Consider the following 15339-nt stretch of genomic DNA (forward strand, 5'->3'; position numbering starts at 1 on the left):
TCTATTAGTGAAAATTTGTGTAATTCGTGGCAGTATTTTTTAATCCTTTTAATCACATTAATCTGTGACTAAATATTTTTATAATATCCCTTTGTTATATAAATCGACAACATCTTCTTTTCCAACTTGTAGATTCCAAACTTTAATTCCTAAAGTTGCAGCACTGTTTGTGTTTTCTGTTTTGTCATCAATAAACAAAGTGTTTTCCGGAACTAGATTGTGTTTGTCAAGTAAAACTTGGTAAATTTTTGGGTCTGGTTTTCTCAATCTCATTTCAAAAGAAAAATAAACTTTATCAAAACAATTGTAAAAATCAGTATAAAATGGTGCGCCGCTTTTTTTCTCGAAAGTCGCAATATGAATGGAATCAGTATTACTTAACAAAAACAAACGATATTTTTTTGAAAGCTCTTTTAGAAACTCTAATCTATAAGAAGGAAAATCAGCCAAAACGGCATTCCAAGCTTCTAGAATTTCTTCAATGCTTGCATTTGGAAGCTGTTTTTGAAAACCAGCCACAAAATCATCATACGAAATATCTCCAGTTTCAAATAATAGATTCAAACGATCAAGATCAGTATTCCATTCTTTTAATCCTAATTTCTGTAATCCCGAAATAGTTCCTTGTTTGTCCAGATTGATAAAAATATCACCAAAGTCAAAAATTATAGTATCAATCATGATTTCTTACATATATTAATTCGTCGTTCTGAATATGAGTTTTTGCTTCATTCTTCTTTTTAAGCTCTGGCGCTTTCGTGCCTTTTTCAAATGTATTCTTTCCAATAAAAATTCGAGCTTCATCCCAAATGTTTTTATCAATAAAAGATTGCAGCGTTTGTTTTCCGCCTTCGATAATTATCGATTGAATTTGATGCTGATATAAAACCGATAAAATATTCTCAATCGTATTTTTATTAAAATCAATCTTTTCAAAAAGTGTATTTTCAGTCGAAATAGTATTTTCTGATTTTGTTAAAACAATTGTTTTTACACTGTCATCAAAAATAAAACTGTCTTTTGAAATTCGGTTATTTTGATCTAAAACCACGCGAACAGGATTGTTTCCAGACCAATCTCTAACATTTAATTTAGGATTATCATCAATAACAGTTTGTGTGCCAACTAAAATTGCCTGTTCTTCGCTGCGCCATTTATGAACTAATTGACGAGAAAATTTATTAGTAATCCAAACCGGTTTTCGTTCCTGATTAATTTCTTTTTCAGGAGCTAAATATCCGTCCAGACTTTCTGCCCATTTTAGTATAATATAAGGTCTCTTTTTTTGATGAAAAGTAAAAAAGCGTTTATTGAGTTCATTACATTCGTCTTCTAAAACACCTACAATTACATTTGCGCCGGCTTCAACAAGTTTTCTGATTCCGTTTCCAGCTACTTTTTCATTTGGATCAACAGTTCCTACAACAACATTTGGAATTTTATTTTCAATAATTAAATCACAGCACGGAGGTGTTTTTCCAAAATGACTGCAAGGTTCTAAACTAACATAAATTGTAGCTTTCTTTAAAAGCGATTTGTCTTTTACAGAACGTACTGCGTTTACTTCGGCATGTGGTTCACCGGCTTTTTTGTGCCAGCCTTCTCCAATAATTGTATCATTATGAACAATTACACTTCCAACCATTGGGTTTGGATACGTTGTTCCGAAGCCATTTTTGGCTAGTTCAATGCAGCGTCTTATGTATTTTTCATGTATATTCACCCTGCAAAAGTAGTTATTTTTGAGTTTAGTCTCAATAATGGTTTGGATTCGATTAGTGATCAAAAAAACTATTTTACATTTACAATAGGATTGAATAATATAAGGAAAATGAATAATTGGATTATAAGAAAAATTGAAAATAAAGACAATCAGGCGGTTGCGAAATTAATAAGATCGGTTTTTGACGAAATGGAAATTCCAAAAGTAGGTACCGCATACGAAGATCCGTATTTGGATTTAATGTTTGAAGAATACAGTAAGCCAAATTCGGTTTATTTTGTAGTTGAAAACGATGGTAAAATTTTGGGCTGCGCAGGAATTGCTCCATTAGAAAACAGTGATCCAAAAATTTGTGAATTGCAAAAGATGTATTTTTTGCCTGAAACACGTGGTTTAGGAATAGGAAGTATTATGATGGAGAAATGTTTAGAGCAGGCAAGAAATTTTGGCTTTGAAAAATGTTATATCGAAACAATGCCCTTTATGTACGCCGCTCAAAAATTATATAAAAAATCAGGTTTCGAATATTTAGATGCTCCATTAGGTTCTACTGGGCACGATTCTTGCCCTGTATGGATGTTGAAAAAATTATAAGTTTATGAAAAAAAGTGTTTTTGGTTTTCTTTTGATTTCAATTTTATTTTCTTGTAAAGATACTAAAGAAGCAAAATCGATAAAGAATGCCGTAATTGCAAAAGACTCAGTAATTACTACTGACGAAAGTAAAATTACCACATCAGAAGAAGAATTTAAAAATGAATTTGATATTCTGATACCACAAAACTATCGAACTTATGATAATCAAAATCCTGTAACAGCTTTAAATAATAAATGGATTGAGTTGTATCAGGAAAATGATGAGTATTTTTTAGGGAAAACTAATTTTAAAATTGAAAAAGGATACAGCGAATGTTCAGGTGATTCTCTTCTTTCAATTTTACCTAAAAAGAAAGTTTTGCTATTGATGGATTATCCTGAATTGAAAACGGGGAAAGTAAAATCAATAAAAATTGAAGAAGATAAGATCTGGCCAAAAGAAAAGTTGAGTTTTACTTTTGGTAATCTTAATTACACTTTACGCGGAGAAGGAAAAGTTCTTTCTGAGGAAAAAGTGAGTACTGATGATGATAAAATAGAGATTTTTAAGAAAGTAGAAGATTATAAACTGTATTTAACCGTTGGTAATAATCCAGAAAAATTGCTGTTGACCGAAATGTCGTTTAATGACACCTTTGTAGAATTGCTTTTTGCGGGAGATATTGACGGAGATGGAAAACTTGATTTTGTTTTTGGGGCAAATAGAAATTACGAAGAAGAACGAGTAATTTTGTTCCTTTCTTCAAAAGCTGAAAACGGAGATTCAGTGAAGAAAGTTTCAGAAATAGCAGTGCAGTTTGACTGCTAATTAAAAAGATTATCTAATAAGAGATATATAAAAATGAAAATTAAACAATACCGGACTCAATTTATAAAAGAATTATCGCCTTTTTATGATGCATACGAAGCGGAGAGTTTTTTCTATTTGATTTTAGAAGATAAACATAAGTTAAGACAAATAGATTTGGCATTAAATCATGATTTGACTTTTAGTGAAGCTGATTTTATAGTGTGGAATTCGATATTGGAAGAATTGAAAAAAGAAGTTCCAATTCAATATTTACTTGGGAAAACGCATTTTTACGGTTTAGAGTTTGAAGTAAACGAACATGTATTGATTCCAAGACCAGAAACCGAAGAATTGGTCGAATGGGTTATCAACGAGAATAAAGCGATTGATAAAAAGAAGAAAATTAAAATTCTAGATATAGGAACAGGAAGCGGATGTATTGCTATTTCATTGGCTAAAAATTTATCAAATGCGGAAGTTTATGCAATCGATGTTTCGAAAAAAGCACTTGAAACCGCTAAGAGAAATGCAATAAGCAATAAAGTTGAAATAATTTTTATGCTTAAGAATGTTCTGGAATTAGAAATTTTGAAATCAAATTATGATATAATTGTTTCCAATCCGCCTTACGTTCGTAATTTAGAAAAAGAAGAAATCAAGAAAAATGTTCTAGATTATGAGCCTCATTTGGCACTTTTTGTTGAAGATAACGATGCGTTGATTTTTTACAGGAAAATTGCTGATTTAGCAAAAAAGAACCTTTTAGAAAATGGTCAGCTGTATTTTGAAATTAACCAGTATCTTGGAAAAGAAATGACGGACTTATTAGAGGAAATGAATTTTAAAAGTATCGAATTGCGAAAAGATATTTATGATAATGATCGAATGATTAAAGGCAATATTAAAGTGTTCAGTAAATAGAACGTTCTAATGAATCTTCATTGAACTGAACACTAAATTACTAAAAATTATTCGTATCGAAGTGCTTCAATTGGGTCTAGTTTTGAAGCTTTAATTGCTGGATATAAACCTGAAACAATTGCAACGGCAAAACTGGTTCCGAAGGCAATCAGTATAGCAAACCATGGGACAACGAATGTAAAACTCATTGCAGTTGCAATACCAAAACCGATTAACATTCCTAGAAAAATACCCACTAAACCTCCAATTTGTCCAATTAATAAGGTTTCAATGAAGAATTGAAATGCAACGGTTGATCTTTTTGCTCCTAATGCTTTTCGAACGCCAATTTCGCGTGTTCGTTCTGTTACTGAAACGATCATGATATTCATTAATGCGATCGATGAACCTAATATTGTAATTACACTAATAATGGCAGAAGCCCAATCTAAATATTTGGTGATTCCTAGAATTCTATTAATTAAATCATCGCTTCGGCCAATCCCAAAATTATTATCTTTAACTGGGCTCAATTTGCGAACTCTGCGCATAACACTTGTTGCATCATCAATGGCTTGATCTAAAAGTTCTTTTTTAGATACCATTACACTCATCGTATAATTGATATTGGGAGCCGTAAATAAAGATCGCGCCACCTGAATAGGAATTAAAACGCGTAAATCCTGACTGTTTCCAAAAGTAGATCCTTTTTCTTTTAAAACTCCAATTACCTTAAAACGAGCGCCTCGAATAGAGATAACTTTGTCAATAGGGTTAACATCTTTCAGTAAACCTTTTTCAAAATCAGAACCAACAATGCAGGTGTAAGTATTATTGTCAATGTCAAATTGATTAAAAGATCTGCCTAAAGTTGTTTCTAAACCAGAATTAGAAATATAGTGTTCATCGACTCCAATGATCGAAATTTCAGGATCAGTTTTAGTATCCTGAAATTTTACCTCCGCTTTTGATGTGGCAGTAAACGAAAGAGAAGTTTCGGTAAAAGGATATTTGTATTTGTTTTTGAAGGCAACAGCTTCTGGATAAGAAATAATAGGATTAATAACTTCACGTTCGTTTCCGCCGCGATTTCTAACCGTATTTGCATACTGTTTGATGTTGAATGTATTAGCACCCATTGAAGCAAAATTGGTCGAAACAGTATTTTCGAGTGCAGTTACAACAGTTAGAATTCCAACCAATGCCGTGATTCCGATAGCAATAATTAATACAGTAAGAATGGTTCGCAATAATTGTGTTTTGATAGAACCAAAAGCAATTCGGATATTTTCTTTAAATAATTTTAGCATCATGACCAATTTGTCACGAAAATACGGTTTTTGTTACAAGTTTGTTTTCGAACACGTATTATTTATTTTAAAAAGTAAGATATTTGCAAACTTAATTAAGTCGAAAGTTGGAAAGTATTAAAGTCGAAAGTGCAAAAATCCAATAATCAAGAAAAACTAGAAATAAATTAATGCTATAGGTTTTATATTTTAGGCTTCAAAGAAATCTAAAATCTAAGATCAGAAATCTAAAATAATAAGAAATGGCTTCAAAACCAAGCATTCCGCAAGGAACAAGAGATTTTTCGCCTGCAGAGGTGTCAAAACGTCAATATATAATTCAGACGATAAAAAATAATTTTGAAAAATTTGGTTTTCAGCCAATTGAAACACCTTCGTTTGAAAATTCAGACACCTTAATGGGAAAATATGGAGAAGAAGGAGATCGTTTGATTTTTAAAATATTGAATTCAGGAAACTTTTTCTTCAATAAAAATAAAATTGAATTACCAGAATCTATAGAATCGCTTCAAGTTAATTCAGCAGAAACTATCGATCTTAATCAAAGAATCGAACTGAATAAATTTACAGGGAAAATTTCTGAGAAAGCACTTCGTTACGATTTAACAGTTCCATTTGCAAGATACGTTGTACAGCACCAAAATGAAATTGAATTTCCTTTTAAAAGATATCAAATTCAACCTGTTTGGAGAGCAGATCGTCCGCAAAGAGGACGTTACAGAGAATTCTATCAATGTGATGCCGATGTTGTGGGTTCAAAGTCACTTTGGCAGGAAGTAGAATTGGTTCAATTGTATGACACTGTTTTTACCTCTTTAGGATTAGAAGGTGTTACTATTAAAATTAACAACCGAAAAATATTATCAGGAATTGCCGAAGTTATTGGTGCGTCTGATAAATTAATTGATTTTACAGTTGCTCTTGATAAACTGGATAAAATTGGTGAAGACGGCGTGAAGAAAGAAATGATCGAAAAAGGTATTTCTGAAGAAGCGTTGGTAAAAGTACAGCCGCTTTTTAGTTTTACAGGGACATTTGCAGATAAAATCAAACAGCTTTCAGAATTATTAGCATCATCTGAAGAAGGTACAAAAGGAGTTGAGGAACTTAAATTTATTTGTGACAATGTGGCAACTTTAGGTTTGTCTACAGCAATTTTGGACCTTGATGTGACACTTGCTCGTGGTTTAAATTATTATACCGGAGCTATTTTTGAAGTTGCAGCACCAAAAACCGTTTCAATGGGATCTATTGGAGGCGGTGGAAGATACGACGATTTGACGGGTATTTTTGGATTGAAAAATATGAGCGGTGTTGGAATTTCTTTTGGATTGGATAGAATTTATTTGGTTTTAGAAGAATTGCAGTTGTTTCCAGAAACCGTTGTGGCAACTTCAAAAGCATTGTTTATCAATTATGGAGATAATGAGGCTTTGTATGCTTCAAAAGCCATTCAGAAATTAAGAAAAGAAAATATAAAAGTAGAATTATACCCTGACAATGTAAAAGTGGGCAAGCAGTTTCAATACGCTGATAAACGTTTGATTCCATTTGCTGTAATTGCAGGAGATCAAGAAATCGCTTCAAATTCTTACGCACTTAAAAATTTAGTGACAGGAGAGCAGATTTCTGTTGACTTTGAAGGATTGAAAGCTGCTTTATTGGCATAAGATTTTAACTGCAAAGTGTGCTAAGATTTAATTTTGCTTCACGCATAGAAAAACACAAAGTTCGCAAAGCTAGATCAACACAAAGCTTTGCGAGCTTTGTGTTTTTATAAAACCAGACTTTTAAAAAACTTAGCGTACTTTGCGGTTATTTCGCTAAGTTTTTGTTTTGATTGAAAAATAAAAACGCACAAAGTTCTGAAAGTGATTGTGTTAATAAATTTCAGTCTTTATCTGCTTATATCTTTTTAAAATTTGCCCGAAATAGTTGGTAGAAAAGAAAAAAAAGCCTTTAATTTGCGGCCTTGAGTTACGGGCGTAGTTCAAGGGTAGAATAGCGGTCTCCAAAACCGTTGATGGGGGTTCGAATCCCTCCGCCCGTGCAATATTTCTTATCGAAAAGGAAACAAGGATTTTATCTAAGATACTATCAAAAAAAGTTCGCAAGGCTAAATTAATACAAAGCTTTGCGAATTTTTTTTGAAGTCAAGAGTAAAAATCTTAGCGTTCTTTGCGGTAAATTTTTCTCAAAAAGCATAAAAAAAAGCTTCGTCTCTACTATAAGGCGAAGCTTTTTTTAATATAAGGTAAACTTGAATTAATAATTATTTATGAGGCCGAAGCCAACCCTTAAATTCAATTTTGATAGGTAATAATTTAGTTTCCAATTTTGAACTCAAATTTAACATAAACTAAAACGTAATAGTCTTAAAATTATACTAAATTTTAATTTAGGGATTCGGTTTTTAAAACTCTCATAATTAATAAAGTGACAATTTGACATTTTATAAGATTTGGCAGTACTTTTGCAATCCAACAGAAAGAATAAAAAATGAAGTTTAAAAATATTTTTAAAAATAAAAGTAATATGACTACGGAAAATACAGAATTCGATCAGGAATTAGATGATGTAACGTTAGAGAACAATGCCAACGGTGAGCAGTTAATTGTTGAAGAATTAAGTGTTGAAGAGCAATTGGCTCAAGACTTGGCAAAAGAAAAAGATAAGTTTTTGAGATTATTTGCCGAATTTGAAAATTACAAAAAAAGAACTTCAAAGGAGCGCATCGATTTATTCAAAACGGCAAATCAAGACGTTTTGCAAGCAATGCTTCCTGTTTTAGATGATTTTGACAGAGCAACTGTAGAGATCAATAAATCTGACGACGAAAATTTGAAAAAAGGAGTTGAGTTGATTCATGAAAAATTGAAAAACACTTTAATTTCTAAAGGTTTAGAGCAGGTTGAGATTAAAGCAGGAGATGCTTTTAACGCAGATATTGCTGAAGCAATTACTCAAATTCCAGCTCCTTCGGATAAATTAAAAGGCAAAATTGTTGATGTTATTGAAAAAGGATACAAATTAGGAGATAAGATTATTCGTTTTCCTAAAGTTGTTGTTGGAAACTAAAATGCAAATAGATTCTAGAAATCAATTTTTAAATTGAAATTTGGAATTTGTAGTATTGGAATTTAACCTAAATTATGAAAAAAGATTTTTACGAAATACTAGGCATTTCTAAGAGTGCTGATGCTGCCGAAATAAAAAAAGCGTACAGAAAAAGTGCGTTGAAATATCACCCGGATAAAAATCCAGGCGACAAAGAGGCAGAAGAAAACTTTAAATTAGCGGCAGAAGCTTACGAAGTATTAAGCGATCCTAACAAAAAAGCAAAATACGATCAATACGGACATCAAGCATTTGATGGTTCTGGCGGATTTGGCGGTGGCCACGGCGGTATGAATATGGATGACATTTTCAGCCAGTTTGGTGATATTTTTGGAGGTGGATTTGGTGGTTTCGGAGGCGGAGGCGGAGGTCCTCGTCGCGCTAAAGGAAGTAATCTTCGAATTAAAGTGAAACTAACTTTAGAAGAGATTGCAAATGGTGTTGAGAAAAAAGTAAAAGTAAAACGTAAAGTTCAAGCTAAAGGCGTAACGTATAAAACGTGTACGACTTGTAATGGTCAAGGACAGGTAATGCGTGTTACAAATACCATTTTAGGAAGAATGCAGTCAGCGTCAACTTGTCCTACTTGTGGAGGTTCAGGTCAAATTTTAGATAAAAAACCTTCTGAAGCAGATGCACAAGGAATGGTGGTAGAAGACGAAACAGTTTCTATCAAAATTCCAGCTGGTGTTGTTGACGGAATGCAGTTGAAAGTTTCTAACAAAGGAAATGATGCCCCAGGAAATAGTATTCCAGGAGATTTAATCGTTGCCATTGAAGAGTTAGAACACGAATTCTTGAAACGCGAAGGCGAGAACATTCATTACGACTTATACATTAGTTTTCCAGAAGCTGTTTTAGGAGCTTCAAAAGACATCGAAGCAATCAACGGAAAAGTTCGTATTAAGTTGGAAGAAGGAATTCAATCTGGAAAAATCTTAAGATTAAAAGGAAAAGGAATTCCAAGTATAAACGGTTACGGAAGTGGTGATTTATTAGTTCACGTAAACGTTTGGACTCCAAAAACATTAAATAAAGAGCAAAAACAATTCTTTGAGAAAGCTCTAAACGATGAACATTTTGTACCGAGCCCGGAAAAATCAGAGAAATCGTTTTTCGAGAAAGTAAAAGATATGTTCTCATAAATAGCACTTTTTTTGAAGATGTACATAAAAATCAAAACCCATTCTAAACATAAATAGAATGGGTTTTTTGCGTATTATAATGTAGATTCCGTGTGAATTATTTACTTTTACAGACTGTTGGCAAAAATAAAAAAGCCACTAAAAGAAAACCTAAAAAATAAAATGAGCAACTTACTCGAAGTACATAAAGTCGTAAAACAATATGGCGATTATGTAGCGCTTAACGAAGTTTCATTAAATGTGCCAAAAGGCAGTATTTATGGACTTTTAGGTCCAAATGGAGCTGGAAAAACTTCTCTAATCAGAATCATCAATCAAATTACAATGCCAGACAGCGGCGAAGTAATTTTAGATGGCGAAAAATTACAGCCAAAACACGTTCAAACTATAGGATATCTTCCAGAAGAAAGAGGTTTGTACAGTTCGATGAAAGTGGGTGAGCAGTGTTTGTATCTGGCGCAAATGAAAGGACTTTCTAAAGCCGAAGCAAAAAAACAGCTGGATTATTGGTTTGATCGCTTAGGTATTCAAGGCTGGTGGAATAAGAAAATTCAAGAACTCTCTAAAGGAATGGCACAAAAAATTCAGTTTGTAGTTTGTGTTTTACATAAACCAAAATTGTTGATTTTTGACGAACCTTTCTCAGGTTTTGATCCTGTAAATGCCAATATTATAAAAGATGAAATTTTAGCATTAAAAGAACAAGGTTCAACCATTATTTTCTCGACACACCGAATGGAAAGCGTTGAGGAACTGTGCGATCATATAGCTTTAATTCATAAATCGAATAAATTGATTGAAGGAAAAGTAAGCGATGTAAAACGCCAGTTTAAAACCAATAGTTTTGAAGTTGGAATTTTGACTGACAATGTCGAAGGTTTGATGTACGATATTACACAAAAATTTACCGTTTCGCCTGCCAATTTTAAATCTTTAAATGACGATTTGAAATTAAACATCCAAATAGGAAATGCAGCTCCAAATGAATTATTGAATGTGCTGACACAACGCGGACAAGTAACGCACTTTGTAGAAAAAATTCCAAGCGTAAACGATATTTTTATTCAAACAGTTACCGAAAATAAGTTTTAGATTTTAGAGTGAAGAACTAAAATTTAAATCAACAACCTAAAAATCTAAAATCTAAGTATGAGTATTATCTCGTTGATTATAAAAAGAGAATTCATTGCAAAAGTTCGTAATAAATCTTTTGTTGTCATGACTTTTTTGAGTCCGCTTTTGTTTGTAGCGATAGCTGTATTTATTGGCTACTTAAGTTCAATGAAAGCAGAAACAAAGCGTATTGCAATTCATGATGAAACCGGGCTTTTTGCAGCTGATTTTTTAAAAGAAAATAAAAAAGGAGCCGAATTTAAATACTTTAATTTATCTGAAATTGAAGTAAAAGCTTTAAAAGACAGTATTACAAAAGAAAATTTCAGTGGTTTAATCGTTATTCCAAAAACAGCTGATATTAAAGATTTAGAAAGTAAAATTGAATTTATTTCAAATAACAGCCCTAGTATTTCTTTTGTAGAAAACACACAAGATATCATTGGTAATAAAATAACTAAACTAAATCTTGAAAAAGCAAAACTGGATACTTTAGCAATTCAAAAAGCACAGTCAGATGTCAATATTCATTTAATAAAAGCGTCTGGAGAAGAGAGTTTAAAAGGTTTGAATGAAATAAAAATTGCAATTGGAGGCGCTTTTGGTTATTTGATTATGATGTTTATTATCATTTACGGAAATATGGTAATGCGAAGCGTAATCGAAGAAAAAACCAATCGAATTATCGAAATCATTATTTCATCAGTAAAACCATTTCAGTTAATGATTGGTAAAATTGTTGGAACTTCGTTAGCTGGAATTCTGCAGTTTATGATTTGGGCAATTATTGGTTTAGGTTTAATGTTTGCTGCTTCGACATTTTTTGGAGTTAATGTTGGTCCAACAGCTAGAATTTCGCCAGAATTAATGCAATCAGCTCAGCATCAACTTTCGGGTTCAGCACAAATGTATATCGCTGAATTATGGAATCTGCCAATTGCGAGTATTATAATTGGATTTATAGTTTATTTTATTGGAGGTTATTTTCTGTACAGTTCATTCTATGCGGCAATTGGTGCAGCGGTTGACAATCAAACAGATTCACAACAGTTTTTACTGCCCATTTTAATGCCTCTTATTTTGAGTGTCTATATCGGATTTTTTACAGTTGTAAATGATCCTCACGGGACAGTAGCTGTTGCATTTTCAATGATTCCGCTTACATCGCCAATTGTTATGCTAATGCGTATTCCGTTTGGCGTGCCGTGGTGGCAAATCGCAATTTCGGTATCATTATTGTTTGCTACCTTTTTCCTTGTCGTTTGGTTCGCCGCAAAAATTTACCGTGTAGGTATTTTAATGTACGGCAAAAAACCAACTTGGAAGGAATTGTATAAGTGGCTTAAGTACTAGTTTTTGAAAGTTGCAAAGGTTCAGAGAGACAAAGGTTCAAAGGTTTTTTTGAAATTTTGTAACTTTAGAATTAAAAACTTAAAAAACGTACTAGCATAAAAGATAGATTACTAATAATAGGTTAACAAGGAACTATAGCAGCAAAGATTTTAAACTTTGTACCTGTGTGCCTTTGCAACTTTGAACCTTAGAAAAAAAAATGAGTAAAATACTAATTATCGAAGACGAAGCAGCGATCAGAAGAGTTTTGGTAAAAATATTATCAGAAGAAAATGATTCCTATAAGGTAGATGAAGCAGAAGACGGTGCTGCAGGTCTTGAAAAAATAAAAAACAACGATTACGATTTGGTTTTGTGTGATATCAAAATGCCAAAAATGGATGGTGTTGAGGTTTTAGAAGAAGCAAAAAAAATAAAACCAGAAATTCCGATGGTTATGATCTCTGGTCACGGCGATATGGAAACAGCAATTCATACCATGCGTTTAGGAGCTTTTGATTATATCTCAAAACCGCCAGATTTGAATCGTTTACTAAATACAGTTCGTAATGCTTTAGATAAAAAACAATTAGTTGTTGAAAATAAAATTCTAAAGAAAAAAGTCAGCAAAAATTACGAAATGATAGGCGAGAGCGACTCAATTAATCATATTAAAGTGATGATTGATAAAGTAGCTCCAACAGAAGCCAGAGTTTTAATTACAGGTCCAAACGGAACAGGTAAAGAATTAGTCGCACATCAATTACATGAAAAAAGCGAGCGCTCTAATTATCCTTTAATCGAAGTTAACTGTGCTGCAATTCCGAGTGAATTAATCGAAAGTGAATTGTTCGGACACGTAAAAGGTGCTTTTACATCGGCGGTTAAAGATCGTGCTGGAAAGTTTGAAGCTGCTGATAAAGGAACTATTTTCTTAGATGAAATTGGTGATATGAGTCTTTCGGCGCAAGCCAAAGTTTTGCGCGCACTTCAGGAAAATATGATTACTAGAGTTGGTGCAGAAAAAGATATTAAAGTTGATGTTCGTGTCGTTGCCGCAACCAACAAAGATTTGAAAACAGAAATTGCCGAAGGTCGTTTCCGTGAAGATTTATATCATCGTTTGGCAGTTATTTTAATAAAAGTTCCGCCATTGAATGAAAGACGTGACGACATTCCGGCTTTGATTAAGCATTTTGCAGAAAAAATTGCATCAGAGCAAGGAAATGCTGTAAAAGGATTTTCGGCACAAGCCATAAAATTATTGCAAGAATACGACTGGACAGGAAATATTCGTGAACTTCGAAATGTAGTCGAGAGATTGATTATTTTAGGAGGAAGCGAAATCTCTGAAACTGATGTAAAAATGTTTGCAAGCAAATAGGGGCTTCGCGCAATAAGCTATAAGCTTTATGCTTTAAGCTAAAAAAAACATAATAAATTTGGTCTAAAGCTTATTGCCTAAAGCTTAAAGCTAAAAAAAATAAATAATTTTTGCTTACGGCGTATAGCTTAAAGCTTAAAGCTTAAAAAAATGAAACTAAAAAAAATAAACGAGAAATTACAGGACGCCCTAATTGAAAATGGTTTAACAGAAGCAAATGCTTTACAGCAGGAAACTTTTTCGACTATAAAAAGTGGTGCGGATTGTTTGATTGTTTCTCCGGAAGGAAGTGGTAAAACAACTACGATTGTATTGAATGTTATTCAGCAATTGGCAGGAAAAACCGAAGAATCGCCTCGTGCTTTGATTATTGTTGAAGACAAAGAAAAGGTTCTTGCAATGGAAGAACTTTTTGAAAAGTATGGAAAATATACTAATCTTGAAGTTTACGGTGTACACGATAAAGGCGACATGGATTACGATAAAAATTATGTTTCTACGGGAATTGATGTTTTAATTGGTACACCAAATAAATTGAGCGATATGTTTTCGACTGCAGGTTACAATGTAAACCGCTTAAAAATGTTTATTTTGGATGATGCTGATCCTATTTTGAAATTGCGTCACGAAACTAAAATAATGCGTATTTCTAATAGTATTGCAAAAACACAGCGTATCGTTTTTGCTGAAACTTTGACAGAGCGTATCGAGATCCTGACAGACAAAATGTTGTTAGAGCCTTATTTTTTCGATATGGATGAAGAAGGTGAAGAAGAATTGGATGAGGATGAAGAAGATATCGAAGAGGAAGAATAGTCAGAAATTAGATAAAAATAAAGTGTTATGGGATTAATGAAAGTGTATTCAGGTAGTGAAATATTAGCAATTGCTTTACAGGAAAAACTAGAAGAAGCAGGTGTAGAAACAGTTAAAAAAGATAATATTCAATCGTCTCGTTTAGGAGGTTTTCCTCGTACCGATTTGGCTGTTGAAATTTTTATTCAAGAAACTGATTTTGCAAAAGCAAATCCAGTTATCGAAAATTTCAGAATGAGTATTTAAAAGAAGTCTTCAGTCACAATGGAAACAGAAAACGGAGACTGAGCGCTGAAAACAAAAAAGCATGCAATACAAAATGTTAGTTCTCGACATGGATGATACCTTGTTGACCGACGACCACAAAATATCTGATTTAAATAAAAAAGTACTTTTAGAAGCACAAGCAAAAGGAGTTTATGTTGTTTTGGCTTCAGGAAGACCAACTTCTGCCATGACGGCTTATGCCAAGGAATTAGAACTAGATTTGAATGATTCTTATATCATTTCATTTAATGGTGCCATTATAAGTCAGGTAAAAGATGATCAAATTTTATTTGAGCAGAAATTAACTGTTAAGCAAATTCACGATTTGTATGATTACAGCGTGAAAACAAAAACGCATATCATAACCTACTTGGATGATGAAATTATAAGCGAAACAGATTCTGAATATATTGAGGTTGAAAAGGAAATTACAGGAATGGCGCATCGTAAAGTGGCGAGTTTTAAAGATTATATTGATCGACCAGCTGTAAAATGTATTTTGCTAGAAAATCCAACCTATTTAAAATCTGTAGAAAATGATTTAATTAAAGCAATGCCGCATTTGAGCGTTTCTATGTCGAAACCTTTTTTCTTAGAAGCGGCACAGCAAGGAATTGATAAAGCGGCTAGTTTAAAACTTTTGGCAGAGAAACTTAATATTCATCAAAGCGAAATTATTGCTGTTGGAAATGCAGGAAATGATTTGACAATGATTGAATATGCAGGATTGGGTGTTTGGGTAGATAATGTGACGCCTGAATTGCGTGATAAAGCAGATTTAATTGTAGCTTCAAATAATAATGACGGTGTTGCTGAAGTAGTACAAAAATATATTCTAAATTAAT

General features: G+C 32.8%; 15 protein-coding genes and 1 tRNA gene. 13 read left to right on the top strand and 3 right to left on the bottom strand.

All coding sequences use genetic code 11. The features are described from left to right. Nucleotides 1-78 precede the first annotated feature (78 nt). Together BOW55_RS02900 and ribD are read right to left on the bottom strand one after the other, a co-directional pair. Nucleotides 79-681: an HAD family phosphatase gene (locus BOW55_RS02900; RefSeq protein ID WP_129022902.1), complete on the bottom strand. Its 603-nt coding sequence runs from the start codon at nt 679-681 to the stop codon at nt 79-81. Beyond that, nucleotides 674-1723 (bottom strand): bifunctional diaminohydroxyphosphoribosylaminopyrimidine deaminase/5-amino-6-(5-phosphoribosylamino)uracil reductase RibD, encoded by a 1050-nt coding sequence (gene ribD / locus BOW55_RS02905; protein ID WP_129022903.1) that lies wholly within the window; start codon nt 1721-1723, stop codon nt 674-676. The genes BOW55_RS02900 and ribD overlap by 8 nt, the downstream gene beginning before the upstream one ends. A gap of 108 nt (nt 1724-1831) precedes the next feature. Here ribD and BOW55_RS02910 point away from each other — a divergent pair, with 108 nt between their 5' ends. The 3 genes from BOW55_RS02910 to prmC are packed head-to-tail and all read left to right on the top strand — an operon-like array spanning nt 1832 to nt 4031. After that, entirely contained in the window at nt 1832-2317 is a 486-nt protein-coding gene (locus BOW55_RS02910; RefSeq protein WP_129022904.1) for a GNAT family N-acetyltransferase, read from the top strand. A 4-nt stretch (nt 2318-2321) separates the two neighbouring features. Continuing rightward, complete coding sequence (locus BOW55_RS02915; RefSeq protein ID WP_129022905.1) at nt 2322-3128, top strand: hypothetical protein; 807 nt, start codon at nt 2322-2324, stop codon at nt 3126-3128. A gap of 33 nt (nt 3129-3161) precedes the next feature. After that, a complete protein-coding gene (prmC, locus tag BOW55_RS02920) occupies nt 3162-4031 on the top strand; it encodes a peptide chain release factor N(5)-glutamine methyltransferase (RefSeq protein ID WP_129022906.1) in 870 nt (289 codons plus the stop codon). Between the two features lie 47 nt (nt 4032-4078). Here the strand turns inward: prmC and BOW55_RS02925 are convergent, their stop codons facing one another. Continuing rightward, nucleotides 4079-5323 carry an ABC transporter permease gene (locus BOW55_RS02925; RefSeq protein ID WP_129022907.1) on the bottom strand — a complete coding sequence of 415 codons (1245 nt, stop codon included), beginning with the start codon at nt 5321-5323 and terminating at the stop codon, nt 4079-4081. Between the two features lie 239 nt (nt 5324-5562). Between BOW55_RS02925 and hisS the strand changes: the two genes are divergently transcribed. From hisS to BOW55_RS02975, 10 genes are all read left to right on the top strand, one after another. Continuing rightward, nucleotides 5563-6990: a histidine--tRNA ligase gene (gene hisS / locus BOW55_RS02930; RefSeq protein WP_129022908.1), complete on the top strand. Its 1428-nt coding sequence runs from the start codon at nt 5563-5565 to the stop codon at nt 6988-6990. A gap of 309 nt (nt 6991-7299) precedes the next feature. Further along, nucleotides 7300-7370: transfer RNA gene (locus BOW55_RS02935), tRNA-Trp, on the top strand. A 449-nt stretch (nt 7371-7819) separates the two neighbouring features. Continuing rightward, nucleotides 7820-8398 carry a nucleotide exchange factor GrpE gene (locus BOW55_RS02940; RefSeq protein WP_089052879.1) on the top strand — a complete coding sequence of 193 codons (579 nt, stop codon included), beginning with the start codon at nt 7820-7822 and terminating at the stop codon, nt 8396-8398. Between the two features lie 74 nt (nt 8399-8472). Then, entirely contained in the window at nt 8473-9582 is a 1110-nt protein-coding gene (gene dnaJ / locus BOW55_RS02945; protein WP_089052880.1) for a molecular chaperone DnaJ, read from the top strand. A gap of 162 nt (nt 9583-9744) precedes the next feature. Beyond that, the gene (locus BOW55_RS02950; RefSeq protein ID WP_129022909.1) at nt 9745-10674 is read left to right on the top strand and encodes an ABC transporter ATP-binding protein; all 930 of its coding nucleotides are present in this window, start codon (nt 9745-9747) and stop codon (nt 10672-10674) included. 57 nt (nt 10675-10731) lie between these two features. Next, the gene (locus BOW55_RS02955; RefSeq protein ID WP_089052881.1) at nt 10732-12048 is read left to right on the top strand and encodes an ABC transporter permease; all 1317 of its coding nucleotides are present in this window, start codon (nt 10732-10734) and stop codon (nt 12046-12048) included. Between the two features lie 199 nt (nt 12049-12247). Beyond that, nucleotides 12248-13411, top strand: coding sequence for a sigma-54 dependent transcriptional regulator (locus tag BOW55_RS02960; protein WP_129022910.1), 1164 nt, complete (start codon nt 12248-12250; stop codon nt 13409-13411). A 150-nt stretch (nt 13412-13561) separates the two neighbouring features. Continuing rightward, nucleotides 13562-14227, top strand: coding sequence for a DEAD/DEAH box helicase (locus BOW55_RS02965; RefSeq protein WP_089052883.1), 666 nt, complete (start codon nt 13562-13564; stop codon nt 14225-14227). Between the two features lie 27 nt (nt 14228-14254). Further along, complete coding sequence (locus BOW55_RS02970; protein ID WP_129022911.1) at nt 14255-14473, top strand: putative signal transducing protein; 219 nt, start codon at nt 14255-14257, stop codon at nt 14471-14473. Between the two features lie 61 nt (nt 14474-14534). Next, nucleotides 14535-15338, top strand: coding sequence for a Cof-type HAD-IIB family hydrolase (locus BOW55_RS02975; protein ID WP_129022912.1), 804 nt, complete (start codon nt 14535-14537; stop codon nt 15336-15338). Nucleotide 15339 lies beyond the last annotated feature (1 nt).

Source organism: Flavobacterium sp. YO12 (assembly GCF_004119495.1).
Classification (GTDB): domain Bacteria; phylum Bacteroidota; class Bacteroidia; order Flavobacteriales; family Flavobacteriaceae; genus Flavobacterium.

What these genes read in the sequence shown, in the direction of transcription:
- BOW55_RS02900 (WP_129022902.1), bottom strand. Translation starts at nt 681, where the DNA reads ATGATTGATACTATAATTTTTGACTTTGGTGATATTTTTATCAATCTG.
- BOW55_RS02910 (WP_129022904.1), top strand. Translation starts at nt 1,832, where the DNA reads ATGAATAATTGGATTATAAGAAAAATTGAAAATAAAGACAATCAGGCG.
- BOW55_RS02915 (WP_129022905.1), top strand. Translation starts at nt 2,322, where the DNA reads ATGAAAAAAAGTGTTTTTGGTTTTCTTTTGATTTCAATTTTATTTTCT.
- prmC (WP_129022906.1), top strand. Translation starts at nt 3,162, where the DNA reads ATGAAAATTAAACAATACCGGACTCAATTTATAAAAGAATTATCGCCT.
- BOW55_RS02925 (WP_129022907.1), bottom strand. Translation starts at nt 5,323, where the DNA reads ATGATGCTAAAATTATTTAAAGAAAATATCCGAATTGCTTTTGGTTCT.
- hisS (WP_129022908.1), top strand. Translation starts at nt 5,563, where the DNA reads ATGGCTTCAAAACCAAGCATTCCGCAAGGAACAAGAGATTTTTCGCCT.
- BOW55_RS02940 (WP_089052879.1), top strand. Translation starts at nt 7,820, where the DNA reads ATGAAGTTTAAAAATATTTTTAAAAATAAAAGTAATATGACTACGGAA.
- dnaJ (WP_089052880.1), top strand. Translation starts at nt 8,473, where the DNA reads ATGAAAAAAGATTTTTACGAAATACTAGGCATTTCTAAGAGTGCTGAT.
- BOW55_RS02950 (WP_129022909.1), top strand. Translation starts at nt 9,745, where the DNA reads ATGAGCAACTTACTCGAAGTACATAAAGTCGTAAAACAATATGGCGAT.
- BOW55_RS02955 (WP_089052881.1), top strand. Translation starts at nt 10,732, where the DNA reads ATGAGTATTATCTCGTTGATTATAAAAAGAGAATTCATTGCAAAAGTT.
- BOW55_RS02960 (WP_129022910.1), top strand. Translation starts at nt 12,248, where the DNA reads ATGAGTAAAATACTAATTATCGAAGACGAAGCAGCGATCAGAAGAGTT.
- BOW55_RS02965 (WP_089052883.1), top strand. Translation starts at nt 13,562, where the DNA reads ATGAAACTAAAAAAAATAAACGAGAAATTACAGGACGCCCTAATTGAA.
- BOW55_RS02970 (WP_129022911.1), top strand. Translation starts at nt 14,255, where the DNA reads ATGGGATTAATGAAAGTGTATTCAGGTAGTGAAATATTAGCAATTGCT.
- BOW55_RS02975 (WP_129022912.1), top strand. Translation starts at nt 14,535, where the DNA reads ATGCAATACAAAATGTTAGTTCTCGACATGGATGATACCTTGTTGACC.